15 protein-coding genes are annotated in these 12,570 nt (G+C 73.0%); 7 read left to right on the top strand and 8 right to left on the bottom strand.

Translation table 11 applies throughout. The features are described from left to right. Positions 1-14: 14 nt before the first annotated feature. From H505_RS0110455 to H505_RS0110465, 3 genes are all read right to left on the bottom strand, one after another. Positions 15-929, bottom strand: a complete 915-nt coding sequence (locus H505_RS0110455) for an ABC transporter substrate-binding protein (RefSeq protein WP_026401932.1) — start codon at positions 927-929, stop codon at positions 15-17. Positions 930-1,247: 318 nt separating this feature from the next. Beyond that, a complete protein-coding gene (locus H505_RS0110460; protein ID WP_026401933.1) occupies positions 1,248-2,159 on the bottom strand; it encodes an LLM class F420-dependent oxidoreductase in 912 nt (303 codons plus the stop codon). 17 nt (positions 2,160-2,176) lie between these two features. Further along, positions 2,177-2,389 carry a hypothetical protein gene (locus H505_RS0110465; RefSeq protein ID WP_026401934.1) on the bottom strand — a complete coding sequence of 71 codons (213 nt, stop codon included), beginning with the start codon at positions 2,387-2,389 and terminating at the stop codon, positions 2,177-2,179. 108 nt (positions 2,390-2,497) lie between these two features. Between H505_RS0110465 and H505_RS41110 the strand changes: the two genes are divergently transcribed. The 4 genes from H505_RS41110 (at position 2,498) to H505_RS0110490 (ending at position 5,317) form a co-directional block, all read left to right on the top strand. Continuing rightward, complete coding sequence (locus H505_RS41110; RefSeq protein WP_245592481.1) at positions 2,498-3,268, top strand: alpha/beta hydrolase; 771 nt, start codon at positions 2,498-2,500, stop codon at positions 3,266-3,268. Positions 3,269-3,418: 150 nt separating this feature from the next. Then, a complete protein-coding gene (locus H505_RS49770; RefSeq protein ID WP_157432960.1) occupies positions 3,419-3,589 on the top strand; it encodes a hypothetical protein in 171 nt (56 codons plus the stop codon). 30 nt (positions 3,590-3,619) lie between these two features. Then, positions 3,620-4,297: a hypothetical protein gene (locus tag H505_RS41115; protein WP_051300523.1), complete on the top strand. Its 678-nt coding sequence runs from the start codon at positions 3,620-3,622 to the stop codon at positions 4,295-4,297. A 519-nt stretch (positions 4,298-4,816) separates the two neighbouring features. Beyond that, positions 4,817-5,317, top strand: a complete 501-nt coding sequence (locus H505_RS0110490) for a GNAT family N-acetyltransferase (protein ID WP_026401935.1) — start codon at positions 4,817-4,819, stop codon at positions 5,315-5,317. A gap of 145 nt (positions 5,318-5,462) precedes the next feature. Here the strand turns inward: H505_RS0110490 and H505_RS0110495 are convergent, their stop codons facing one another. Beyond that, on the bottom strand, positions 5,463-5,825 hold the full coding sequence (locus H505_RS0110495; RefSeq protein WP_026401936.1) for an MmcQ/YjbR family DNA-binding protein: 363 nt from the start codon (positions 5,823-5,825) through the stop codon (positions 5,463-5,465). 186 nt (positions 5,826-6,011) lie between these two features. Between H505_RS0110495 and H505_RS0110500 the strand changes: the two genes are divergently transcribed. Further along, positions 6,012-6,950, top strand: coding sequence for a PDR/VanB family oxidoreductase (locus H505_RS0110500; RefSeq protein WP_026401937.1), 939 nt, complete (start codon positions 6,012-6,014; stop codon positions 6,948-6,950). 231 nt (positions 6,951-7,181) lie between these two features. Here the strand turns inward: H505_RS0110500 and H505_RS0110505 are convergent, their stop codons facing one another. From H505_RS0110505 to H505_RS0110515, 3 genes are read right to left on the bottom strand one after another with little or no spacing between them, the layout of a single operon-like run. Next, complete coding sequence (locus H505_RS0110505; protein ID WP_026401938.1) at positions 7,182-8,168, bottom strand: amidohydrolase family protein; 987 nt, start codon at positions 8,166-8,168, stop codon at positions 7,182-7,184. After that, the gene (locus H505_RS0110510) at positions 8,165-9,121 is read right to left on the bottom strand and encodes a cyclase family protein (RefSeq protein WP_211238444.1); all 957 of its coding nucleotides are present in this window, start codon (positions 9,119-9,121) and stop codon (positions 8,165-8,167) included. Before H505_RS0110510 ends, H505_RS0110505 begins: the two co-directional genes overlap by 4 nt. Then, positions 9,121-10,095, bottom strand: coding sequence for a fumarylacetoacetate hydrolase family protein (locus tag H505_RS0110515; RefSeq protein ID WP_026401940.1), 975 nt, complete (start codon positions 10,093-10,095; stop codon positions 9,121-9,123). Before H505_RS0110515 ends, H505_RS0110510 begins: the two co-directional genes overlap by 1 nt. A 105-nt stretch (positions 10,096-10,200) precedes the next feature. Here H505_RS0110515 and H505_RS0110520 point away from each other — a divergent pair, with 105 nt between their 5' ends. Further along, positions 10,201-11,115 carry a LysR family transcriptional regulator gene (locus H505_RS0110520; RefSeq protein ID WP_026401941.1) on the top strand — a complete coding sequence of 305 codons (915 nt, stop codon included), beginning with the start codon at positions 10,201-10,203 and terminating at the stop codon, positions 11,113-11,115. A 69-nt stretch (positions 11,116-11,184) separates the two neighbouring features. Beyond that, entirely contained in the window at positions 11,185-11,664 is a 480-nt protein-coding gene (locus H505_RS0110525; RefSeq protein ID WP_026401942.1) for an inorganic diphosphatase, read from the top strand. A gap of 8 nt (positions 11,665-11,672) precedes the next feature. Here H505_RS0110525 and H505_RS0110530 read toward each other — a convergent pair whose 3' ends face one another. Then, the gene (locus H505_RS0110530; RefSeq protein ID WP_034517522.1) at positions 11,673-12,524 is read right to left on the bottom strand and encodes a DUF72 domain-containing protein; all 852 of its coding nucleotides are present in this window, start codon (positions 12,522-12,524) and stop codon (positions 11,673-11,675) included. Positions 12,525-12,570: the final 46 nt, after the last annotated feature.

The raw sequence follows: 12,570 nt of genomic DNA on the forward strand, positions 1-12,570 counted from the left end.
CTCCGTCCCGGTCGTCACCGGACCTTCTGGACGGCGTCACCGATCGACTTCACGAACTCCGGCAGGCGCGGGCCCCAGCGGGACGCGACGTCGTCGTCGAGCTCCACCACGCCGCCGTCCGCGACGGCCTTCAGGTCGCCCCACCCGGGGCGCTCGGCGACCGTCCCGGCGTTCTGCCCGCAGCACCGGGTGTCGGCGAGGAACACGAGGTCGGGGTCCTGCTCGAGCAGGTACTCGCGGGACAGCTGCGGGTAGCCGCCGCTGGCGCCCTCGGCCGCGTCCGCGATGTTCTTCAGGCCGAACAGCCCGTACACCTGGCCGATGAACGTCTTGGACGTCACGGTGTGCAGCTGGTCGTCCAGCTCGTGGTAGTACGTCAGGTCGCCGGAGCCGCCCGCCGCGGCGACGCTCCGCTCGATGTCCGCGCGCATCGTCTTGACGAGCTCGGTCGCCTCGGCCTCGTGCCCGGTGGCCTTCCCGAGGTCGGCGATCTCGTCGTACGCCTCGTCGAGGTTCGTCGCGGCCGGCTCCAGCAGGACCGGGACGCCCACCTTCTCCAGGGCCTTGACGATGCCGTTCATGTCGTCGGACAGGACGACCAGGTCGGGCTCGTACCCGATGATCGCCTCCGCGTTCGGCTTGAAGCCCGACAGCTTCGTGCGCGGCGCGTTCTCGGGGTGCGTGGAGTACTCGTCCACCGCGACCACCTGGGGGCCGGCGCCGATCGCGTACAGCGTCTCGGTGTGCGTGGGGGACAGCGACACGATCTTCCCGGGCTTCTCCGGGATCTGGACCGCGCCGTTGGCCGCCTGGACGGTGACGGCGCCGCCCGCGGCGGCCTCCTTCTCGCCGCCTCCGCCGCCGCACGCCGAGGCGAGCGTCACGACGCCGAACACGATGGCCGCGCCGAGCGCGCGTACGGGTCTCACAGGAGCCTCCTGGATGCAGGGAAGCCGCGGCCCGCGCAGGACGGATCGCCCTTCCACGAGGTCGATGGTCGTCGGCGCGCGCGGAGGCGACCTGGCTCGGCCTTCTCGGGGGAGGCACCACAGTTGCGGGACAGCGCCGGGTTCGCACCGGACTTCGCTCCGGGCACGCTTGGACCGCAAGGTTATCAGCAGGTAAATCGGCGCTCCGCGCCGCGTATCGGTGTGAGCACCCGCCAGGCGGCCGGCATGACGGAGCGCGCGAGGCCCGCCTCGCGCGCTCCGGCTGCTTCGCCGACCCCGGCGGCAGCCTCTACGGAATCACCGCGCCGTGAGCGACTTCAGGAACCCGCGCGTCCGAGCCCGGTCCTCGCCCGGCATGAACTCCCCGGCCACGAAGTCGGTGACGCCCGCGGCGTCCAGCTCCTCCAGCCGGGCGCCGACCGCGTCCTCGTCCCCGATGATCGCGAGGTCCTCCGGGCCCTTCGCCCCCTCCCGGTCCATCATCGCCCGGTAGGAGGGCAGCGTCCCGTACACCTCGAACGCCATCGCCGCGCGTTCCCGCGCGCGCTCCGCGTCGTCCGTGACGCAGACGGGGAGCACGCAGACGATCCGCGGGGCGGGCCTGCCCGCGGCCTCGGCGGCGTCCGTGATCGTCGGCGCGATGTGGTCGCGCACGGTCGCGGGCCCCGTCATCCACAGCACCGTCCCGTCCGTCCGGTCCGCCGCCAGCTTCAGCATCTTCGGGCCCAGCGCGGCGAGCAGCACGGGCACCCGCCCCTCGTTCGGCACGCTGAGCGAGATGTGCCCGCGCACCGTGTCGCCGTCGAACACCGCCGTCTCGTCGTTCAGCAGCGGCAGCAGCACCGACAGGTACTCGTCCATGTGCCGCAGCGGACGTCCGAAGTCGAACCCGTACATGTCCTCAATGACGACCTTGTGCGACAGGCCGATGCCGAGCGTCAGCCGTCCGTCCAGCGCGAGCGCCACCGTCCGCGCCTGCTGCGCCATCGCCGCCGGATGCCGCGGATACGACGGGACGACCGCCGTCCCGAGCTCGATCCCCGGGACGCCGCTCCCCGCGACGGCGAGCGCCGTCAGCGCGTCCATCCCGAAGATGTTCGACATCCACGCCGACGCGAACCCGTCGTCCGCGGCCCTGCGGACGTCGTCCCCCAACCTGGCGAGGGCGTCCGGCCCGCTCCGTTCGCCGAGCGAAACACCGATGCGCATGCATCCTCCTGATCAGTTCAACCGCCGGGCGCGTACCGCTCCGCGGTCTCCCGGTCCCGTTCGGCCCACCGGCGGTGCCGCAGGGCGGCCTCCAAGTGCAGTTCGGCCTCTTCCGGGTGCGCCGCGGCCATCCGTTCCAGCAGTATCGCGGCACGCTCGTGCGCGCGCGCAGACGACGCGATGACGCCGTCCGGCGACGTTCCCTCCCGCCGCTGCGGCCGCGCCTTCATCCTCGTCGCATGGTCGCCGCCCGACCGACCAGCCCTCCCGACACGATCGCCTACCTACCCCGCGACCCGGCTGTTCAGCCCGCATTCCGCTGCGCGATCATCGGAGGCGTGCCGACTCCCGAACCGCTCACCCTCTACACCGCCGACCGCGTCCGCATCGACGCCGGGCACTTCCGGGGCCCGGACGGCCTCTGCTTCGTGCTCGCGCACGGGTTCACCTGCTCGTGGCGGCAGCCCGCGCTGCGGCGCATCGCCGGGGTCCTGAACCGCTTCGGGGGCGTCGTCGGCCTCGACTTCCGCGGCCACGGCGCGTCCGGGGGCCGCTCCACCGTGGGCGACCGCGAGGTCTTCGACCTCGAGGCGGCCGTCGGCGCCGCCCGCCGCCGCGGCTACGGGCGCATCGTCGTCACCGGGTTCTCCATGGGCGGCGCCATCGCGGTCCGGCACGCCGCCCTGCACGGCGGCGTCGACGCCGTCGTCTCCGTCAGCGCCCCCGCCCGCTGGTACTACCGCGGCACCGTCCCGATGCGGCGGGTCCACTGGGCCGTCGAGCGCCGCAGCGGCCGGCTCGCCGTCCGGCTCGCCCGCGGCACCCGCATCGCCCCCAGGGGCTGGGACCCCGTTCCCGAGGCCCCGCACGAGCTCGCCGGCCGCATCGCGCCCGTCCCGCTCCTGGTCGTCCACGGCGACGCGGACGCCTTTTTCCCGCTGGAGCACGCCCACCAGCTCTACGGGGCCGCCCGGGAGCCGCGCGAACTGTGGGTCGAGCCGTCCTTCGGGCACGCCGAGGTCGCCGCCACCCCCGACCTGATCACCCGCATCGCCCGGTGGGCCGTGGACGTCCGCCCCGGTCCGGTGACGGCCGAACCGGCACACTGACGCCGCGCCCGCTCGCCATACCGTGAACGGGCGGAGCCAAGAACGCCTCCATATGCGACATACCGGGGCGAAAATGGGCGCCGAATCGAAGTTATCCACAATTTCGCGAGCCCTTCCACGCCCCATCGCCGGGCGGGCAGCATCGTCTCCATGAACGGCTTCACACTCACCTGGAAACGCGGCCCCGGAAACCTCGTCACCCCCATCGGCCGGGACGTCTACTACGTCCCCGTCAAGGGAGCGTCGCTCGAGACGCGGGCCGCCATGCTCAGCAGCCTCCTCCCCGACGAGGTCCTGATCGCCCGCCGCACGGCCGCCTAACTCTGGAGCCTCGACGTCTTACCCCCGGGCGTGCGCGAGGCCGACTGGCCCGTCGACCTCGTCGACCCGTCCGACCCCGAGACGCCCATGCCCGCCGAGCACACCGTGGAGAGAGAACATGTACGGCTCACCTCACCGGCCCGCACCGCCCTCGACTGCGCCCGCTGGCTGCCCCGCTGTGAGGCCGTCGCCGGCCTCGACCAGTTCCTCAGGCGCGGCGTCGAGGCCGCCGAGCTCAGGAAGATGGCCCGCACCCTCCCGGGCTACCGGGGCAACACCCGGCTCGGCGAGGTCCTCCGCCTCGGCGACCGCGGATCCGCGTCACCCGGCGAGAGCTGGACCAAGGTCGCCGTCGTCGACGCCGGATTCCCCCGCCCGGCCTGCCAGGTCCCGGTCATGGGCCCCAACGACCGCATGCTCTACGTGGACCTCGGCTACGCGGATTTCCGCGTCGGCCTCGAATACGACGGCGAACGGCACCACACCGGCGCGGCCGCGCGCACCCGCGACCGCCGACGCCGCAAATGGCTCGCAGAGGAGATGAAGTGGGAACTGATTCCCGTCACCCGCGATTTCCTGTCCCGTCCGGCCCCCTATTTGGAGGCGCTCCTGACCGCACTCCTGCACCGCGGTTGGACCCCGGACGACGCCACTTTGACCCGCATCACCGAACGCCTGCGCTCCCTCTCCCGCCCCCGCCGCTGCTGACCCCGTTCCACCCTGCCTCGCCGACGACGTCCAAAGGCAGGCAACCGGACGAACAACCACCGCTGGTGAGCCGCCGACAGGAACCGGGTTCCGCGGCTCAGGAGGTTCGCCGGCCGACGCTCCGCGCGCAGCGGCGCCAGCGCCGCGGACTAGGTGACGATCTCCTCCAGCATCCGGGTGAGGGGGCGGCGTGGTGCGGGGGCGGAGGCGCAGGCGCCCGGGTCGGTCGGGTCGGCCGGTTCCGTGACGGTGAAGTCGGTGAACATCGACAGTGCGACCGGGCGGGCACGTCGGCGATCTTCAGCTCTCCCATGATCCGGCGCAGTTGCTCCACCGCACGGATGCCGCCGCCGGTGCCGTAGCCGACGAACCCGGCCATCGTGGAGATTCCCGGTCGCCGCGCGTGTGCGAAGGGACGTGCAGCGCTCACAAGGCTCGTCCGAGATGCTCCGTAGTATTCGGCCGTCGGGGCCGTCGGGGCCGTTGGGGCCGGCGTCGGACCGAGGAGCGGAGTTTCACATGCGTCTTCGTGATGTCGAGCCGGGTGATGTCGACGCGTACGTCCGGATGCGGTGCGACCCGGTGATGATGGCCGAACTCGGCGGCCCGCTCGCGCGCGAGGGCATCGAGGAGAAGGTCCGCAGAGACGTGCAAGACGCGGCGTCGGATGCGGCCCGGATCAAAATGATCGTCCCGGACGGTTCCGGTGCCGTGGCCGGGACCGTGTCGCTGTGGTCGCACGAGAAGGACGGTGAGCGGCTGTCCGAGATCGGCTGGATGGTGCTGCCGGAGTTCCAGGGCCGCGGGCTGGGCCGGCGGGCCGTCCGCATGCTGCTCGAACAGGAGCGGGACGAGGACCGCTGGGGCCTCGTGCACGCGTTCCCCGGCGTGACGAACGCCCCTTCGAACGGCATCTGCCGCTCGCTCGGCTTCACCCTGGTAGGGGAGCGGGACGTCCTCTTCGCCGGCAAGACCATCCGCTCGAACCACTGGATGATCGACCCGCGTTCGCTCCGCTGACCCAAGCCGTACCCCTGGGCGTCGGGTATCGCGTCAAGTGTCGACGTCCGGCGCCGCGCCGCCGCAAGGCCGGCTCGGGACCGGAGTTCGGGCCCGCCTCACGTGTATCGAAGGGCGTACCCGGTGCGGCTCGGACCGGGTGAGGTCATCGCTCCGATGCTGAGCGGTGGTCGAGTTGGGCGGAGAGGCGTTTGGGGGCGATCAGGCTGTAGCTGTCTTCGATCAGCTCGGCCAGCTCGTCCCAGTCCTGGTCGACGTCCAGGCGTGCGCCCACCCAGCCCTTGGCGCCGACGTAGGGAGGCCGGTAGAAGCGTTCGGGGTTCTCGGCGATGAGCGCCTCCTGGACGCCCGGAGCGGCCTTGAACGTGATGGAGAGTTCGTCCTCGAACGTCATCACGAAGAGTTTGTCCCGCACTCGGAAGGAGGGCGCTGTGTGATCGCCGAAGGGCTTCTCGACCGCCTCCGGCAGCGACAGGCAGATCTCCCGCAGGCGCTCGAACGTGTCCATGGCTCCGTCCTTCCCCAGTGGTCGCGCGGAGGGAATCGTACGGCGCGGGTACGACAAACCGTTCCCGGCGCGCCCGCTGCCCGCTCGGAAAGAGTTCTTCCGTTTGACGGAACCTCGGCTGACGTGCGCGGTCGGCTCCCGACATGGTCGTCGTGACCGAACGCCGTAGAACGCCGGAGGGGCCGAGTGGCCGCGGACAACGCCATCGAGACCGAGGTCGTCGTCGTCGAGAGGACGGACCTGGCCGACGGCATCGTGGGGCTGACCCTGCGGGCCGCGGACGGGGGAGCGCTGCCGCCGTGGCGCCCCGGTGCCCACATCGACGTGCTGCTCGAGGGCGACCTCGTGCGGCAGTACTCGCTGTGCGGCGACCCGGCGGCCGGGACGTGGCGGTTGGGCGTCTTCAAGGAGGGGCCCGGCTCGACGTTCGTGCACGAACGCGTCCGGCCCGGAGACCGGCTGCGGACGCGCGGGCCGCGCAACAACTTCGCGCTCGAGGACGCGCCGCGGTACCTCTTCCTCGCGGGCGGTATCGGCATCACGCCGATCCTGCCGATGGTCGCGGCGGCCGAGGCGGCGGGCGCGGACTGGCGGCTGGTGTACGGCGGGCGCAGGCTCTCCGCGATGGCGTTCCGCGACGAGCTGGCCCGCTACGGGGACCGCGTCGAGCTGCGGCCGCAGGACGAGTCCGGGCTGCCCGACCTGGACGCCGCCCTCGCCACGGTCGAACCGGGGACGCTCGTGTACTGCTGCGGCCCGGAGCCGATGGTCGCGGCCGTGGAGGAGCGCTGCGGGGAGCGGGCGCCCGGCGCCCTGCGCACCGAGCGGTTCGCCGCCCGCCCCGACACCGGTCGCCGGGAGGCGTTCGAGGTCGAGCTCGCCCAGAGCGGCAAGACGGTCGAGATTCCGGCGGGATGCTCCATCCTCGAAGCCGTCGAGAAGGCGGGTGTCGGCGTCCTCTCCTCGTGCCGCGAAGGGACCTGCGGCACCTGCGAGACGGTCGTCCTGGAGGGGGAGCCCGACCACCGCGACTCCGTCCTGACCGATGCGGAGCGCGCGGACGGCGGCTTCATGATGATCTGCGTGTCCCGTTCCCGAGGCCCGCGCCTCGTCCTCGACCTCTGACCCGCGCCCGTACCCCGCACCCGCTCACCCCACCGACTCGAGCCCCGTCTTGGGCCTCATCCGCCGGAACGGGCATGTCGCCCCGTAACCGCTACCTGTGCCCTCGTGGCGCCGCCGCCCCTGTTCCGGACGCCGCCGTCTGTTGGCCCCGCGTTGTCGGTTCGTCGGCTCGCTTTCCGCCGATGGTCGGCGGTCTCGGGCCGTCGGGTCGTGGGTCGGGGGGGACGGGGGTCAGGTGGGGAGGGCGAAGAGGGCGGTGGCGTTGGCGCCCAGGACGGCGTCGCGGGCGGGGACCTCGGGGAGGGCGGCGCGGATCCGGGCCACGGGGTCGTCGACGCCCATGTCGAACGGGTGGTCGGAGCCCATGACGACCTGGGAGGCGCCGACGGCGTCGATGAGGGCGCGCAGCGCGGACGGTTCGTAGACCAGGGAGTCGAACCACATGCGGCGCAGGTAGGTGCTCGGTGGGTCGGCGCACTCGCGGGCCTCGGGGCGCACCGCGTGGCCATGGTCGGCGCGGCCCAGGTAGGTGGGCAGGTAGCCGCCGCCGTGGGCGGCGAGGACCTTCAGCGCGGGGTGGCGGTCGAGGACGCCGGAGAAGACCAGGTGCGAGAGGGCGACGGCGTTCTCGACGGGTTGCCCGACAATGTTCGACAGGTAGAAGCGGTCGAGGCGTTCGTCGAGGGTGCAGCCGAAGGGGTGGACGAAGACGACGGCGCCGTGCGCTTCGGCGCGGGACCAGAACGGTGCGAGCGCGGGGTCGGAGAGTTCGCGGCCCGGGGCGTGCGAGGAGATCTCGACGCCTTTGAGGCCGAGCGCCGCCGCGTGGTCGAGGGCTTCGACGGCCAGGCCCGGGTGCTGCAGGGGGACGAGGCCGAGGCCGTGGAGGCGGTCGGAGGCGGCGCAGTGCGCGGCGGTGCCCTCGTTGGCGAGGCGGTAGACCTCGCGGGCGAGGTCGCGGTCGGCCCAGTAGTGGTAGTGGGACGGGGACGGGCTGACGATCTGGACGTCGACGCCGGCGGCGTCCATGTCCGCGAGGCGCGCGTCGACCCGGGTGAGGCGGTGGAGGCGTTCGCCGATCATGGCGCCGCTCGCCCGCAGGGACGCGGGGCCGTTGCGGCGGGCGTCCAGGGCCCGGTGCTCGGCGTGGCCGGGCCGGTCGGCGACCGCCGCGTCGACGGCGGGAAGGAGGACATGGGCGTGGACGTCGATGTTCATTTGACCGCGATCGGGTTGACGGGGGCGCCGACGGCGCCGGTGACGGGGATGGGCCCGGCGGTGAGCCAGAACTCGTGGACGCCGTCGGACGCGCAGTCGGCGGCGAGCGCGTCGAGGTCCCAGAGTTCGCCGATGAGGAGGCCCATGTTGGGGATGGCGACCTGGTGCAGCGGCTGGAACGCGTCGTCGAATTCGTTGGGGCGCACCTCGAAGCCCCAGGTGTCGGTGGCGATCGCGGCGATCTCGGTCCGGTGCAGCCAGGACGCGGTGGTGAACGACAGGCCGGGCGCGGGGCCGCCCGCGTAGTCGCCCCAGCCGTCGCGGCGCGCGCGGGTGAGGTGGCCGGTGCGGACGCAGACGATGTCGCCGCGCCCGACGGCGACGCCGTGCGCGTCGATCGTGGCGCGGAGGTGCTCCTCGGTGATGGCGAAGCCGTCGGGGAGCTCGCCGCCGCCGACGACGCGGCCGACGTCGAGCAGGACGCCGCGTCCGGCGACGGGCGCGGCCATGTGCTCGATGCCGGTGACCAGGTCGCCTTCGGAGGTGACGACCTTCTCGGCGGGGCGGCCGTTCCAGGCGCGGCCGTGGTCGAAGATGTGGCCGAGTCCGTCCCACTGGGTGGAGCACTGCAGCGGCATCGACACGACGTCGTCGGCGCCGCCGATTCCGTGCGGGAAGCCCTGGTTGCCGAGGGCGGCGTCGGTGCCGGTGTCGAGCATGGTGTGCACCGGGTTGGTGCGGCGCCGCCAGCCCTTCTGCGGGCCGTTCATGTCGAACCGCTGGGAGAGGGAGAACGACGCGCCGCGGCGGACGAGCGCGGCGCCTTCGCGGCGCTTGGCCTCGTCGATGAAGTTGACGGTGCCGAGCACGTCGTCGTCGCCCCAGCGTCCCCAGTTGGAGCAGGCGGCGGCGGCCGCGGCGATGGCGCCCTCGGGGTCGGTGCGGTCGAGCATCACGCCTCCTCGGCGACGCAGCGGTTGCGCTGGGCGCCCAGCCCGGTGATCGTTCCTTCCATGACGTCGCCGGGGCGCAGCAGCCGGCCCCAGTGCTTGCCGTTCCCGGCGGGGCTGCCGGTGAGGACGAGGTCGCCGGGCAGCAGCCGGGCGGTCTCGGACGCGTGCGCCACCAGCCGGGCCACATCGAAGATCATGTCGGCGGTCGACTCGTCCTGCATGACGTCGCCGTTCAGGCGGAGCGTCACCCGGAGGTCGGCGGGGTCGACGAACTCGGCGGGGACGAGGTACGGACCGAGGGGCGTGAACGTCGGGGCGTTCTTCGCGCGGAGCCAGTCGGTGCCGATCTCGGGCATGTCGCGGCGGAAGACGAGCTCGCGGGCCGTCACGTCGTTCGCGATCGTGTACCCGGCGACGTGCGCGAGCGCCTCGGACGCGGGCACCCGGTAGGCGGGGCGGCCGATGACGGCGGCGAGTTCGAGTTCCCAGTCGGGTTCGGCGCACCAGGACGGGATCACCACGTCGTCGTAGGGACCGGTGACGGACGACGGCAGGCCGATGAACGCGTACGGCTCGTCCTCGGCGGCGCGCCGGTCCATCATCGCGGCGGTCTCGGCGCGGACCCGCTCGGCGGGGCGCCCGCCCTCCGGTTCGTGCGCGACGGCGAGGTCGATGACGTGCGTGCGGTAGTTCGCGCCCGACTGGACGATCTGCCGGGGTTCGACGGGCGCGTGGACGCGCAGGCCGTCCAGCGGCAGGCGGTCGCCGTCGGCGGCGCGCAGCAGCGGCAGCGCGTCGTCCCAGCGGTCCAGCAGGTCCCGGACGGTCCCGTGGGCGGCGAGCCCGGGGACGGTGCGCAGGTCGACGACCCCGTCGCCGGTGACCAGCCCCGGGAACACGGGGCCGTCCCCGGCGGAGAACGAGCCGACCGCGAACCGGCCGGCGGGCCACTTTTCGGCGAGTGTGCTTTCCACGGCGTCCCTCCTAGCGATGCCATTAACCTTGGAGCACCAGGGGAGATCTGGGAAATCGATTCCCCAGATGCCCGGCATCCATGGAGTGAATGGAGGCGTCCCGCCGTGAACCTGGCCAGCCTCGACCTGAATCTGCTGGTGGCGCTGCGCGCCCTCCTGGAGGAGCGCAACGTCACCCGGGCGGGGCGGCGCATCGGGCTGAGCCAGCCCGCGACCAGCGCCGCGCTCGCCCGGCTGCGCCGCCACTTCGGCGACGAGCTGCTGGTCCGGAACGGCAACGGCTACGACCCGACGCCGCTCGGCGCGGCCCTGGAGGCGCCCGCGGCCAACGCGTGCGTGCTGCTGGAGCGGCTGTTCACCAGCCGCGCCGAGTTCGATCCCGCGTCCGAGCGCCGGGAGTTCACGATCATGGCGTCCGACTACGCGGTGGCGGTGTTCGGTGCCGCGCTGGCGCGCGCCGTGCACGCCGCGGCGCCCGGGGTGCGGCTGACGTTCCGGCAGGTCGGCCCGGAGATCGGCGACAACACCGACGCGCTGCTCAGCGCGGTGGACGGCGTGCTCATGCCGCACGGCGTGATCAGCGGTTTCCCCACCGTCGAGCTGTACCGGGACGAGTGGGTGTGCCTCGTCGCCGCCGACCATCCCGAGATCGGCGACGAGCTGACCCTGGACGACCTCGCGCGCCTGCCGTGGGTCGTGTACCAGCGCCCCCACGACGCGCCGGCGGCGCGGCAGCTCGGCATGCTCGGCCTGGAACCGCGGGTGGAGGTGTCGGTGCAGAGCTTCCAGCTGATGCCGTCGCTCGTCGCGGGGACCCGCCGGCTCGCGCTGATCCAGCGCCGGCTCGCCGAGCTCCTCGCGCCGGTCGCCGCCGTCCGCGCGCTGCCGTGCCCGTTCGAGGCGGTGCCCGTCCAGGAGGCGCTGTGGTGGCACCCCGTGCACACGCACGACGCCGCGCACGTCTGGCTGCGCGGTCTCGCCGCCCGGACGGCCGCCGCGTTCACCGGCGGATCGGCGTGACCGAACCGGTTTCGGGACGTTCTCAGCGGCGAACCCCCGGAGAGGGACGCGCGTCGCGAGGGGGAACCGATGGAGACCGAGATGATCGTCGAGATTCCGCGGGGGTCGCGGAACAAGTACGAGATGGATCACCGGCTCGGGCGGATCCGGTTGGACCGCATGCTGTTCACCTCCACGCAGTACCCGGTGGACTACGGCTACATCCCCGGCACGGTGGCGAAGGACGGCGACCCCCTCGACATCATGGTGCTGCTGGAGGAGCCGACCTTCCCCGGTTGCCAGGTGACCGTCCGCAGCATCGGCGTCTTCTGGATGCTGGACGAGAAGGGGCCGGACGCGAAGATCCTCGGCGTCCCGGCCCGGGACGTCCGCTACGAGGGCATCCGCGACCTGCGGGACGTGCACGCGCACACCCTCGACGAGATCGGCCACTTCTTCGACATCTACAAGAGCCTCGAACCGGGCAAGAGTTCCGACGTCCGCGGCTGGCAGGACCGGGAGGTCGCCGACAAGGAGATCGCCGACTCCCTCGCGCGCGCCCGCGGCTGACCGGCGGCTCAGAAGAGGGTCGGCGGCCCGACGGGCTCCGGTTCCGGCAGCGGCTCGAGCTCGGGCACCCGCGCCCGCACGTCGTCGTGGAAGCGGCGGGCGAGTTCGGGCGCCTCGGCGTTGTCCGGCGTGTGGACGAACACGGTCGGCGTGCGGCCCTCGCGGAGCCAGCCGGCGACCGTCGCGACCCAGCCCTGCCACCCCTCGACGGTGCGGTCGGCGTCGTCGCGGCCGAGGTAGCGGACGATCGGGCGCCCGGTGAGCGCCGCGGCGCGCCGGGGCATCCGCGGCTTCTTCAGCCACGCGTCCCGTTCGGCGTCGCTGGTCGGCGGGCTCCGGAACAGCGTGGTGGTGTCGAACGGGACCCATTCGGCGCCCGTCTCGGCGAGCGCGCGCTCCAGGAGGGCCGCCGCCCGGGGCTCCTCGAAGAACGCGCGGTGCCGCACCTCGACCGCGTACCGGTGCGAGGAGGGCAGCCGCCGCAGGAACCGGACGAGCGTCCCGACGTCGCCGGGCCCGAACGAGCCGGGGAGCTGCACCCACAGCGCGTGGGCGCGCGGCCCGAGCGGTTCGATCGCGTGCAGGAACGCGCGCAGCTCGTCGTCGGCGCCCGCCAGGCGGCTCCCGTGGGTGACGGGTTTGGGCAGCTTCACCACGAACCGGAAGTCGGGGGACGTCTGCCGCGCCCACGACTCGACCGCGTCCCGCGACGGGGTCGCGTAGAACGTCGTGTTGCCCTCGACCGCGTTGCACCACGACGCGTACGCGCGCAGGCGCTCGTCGGCGGGCAGCGAGCGGGGCACGTAGCGCCCCTGCCACGGGGCGAGGTTCCACATCGCGCATCCCACATGAAGCCGCACGGCCCCGACGTTATCGTGCGATCCCGATCGTGGGATCCCGGTCGCG

This window comes from Actinomadura rifamycini DSM 43936 (assembly GCF_000425065.1).
GTDB classification, from domain to species: Bacteria; Actinomycetota; Actinomycetes; order Streptosporangiales; family Streptosporangiaceae; genus Spirillospora; species Spirillospora rifamycini.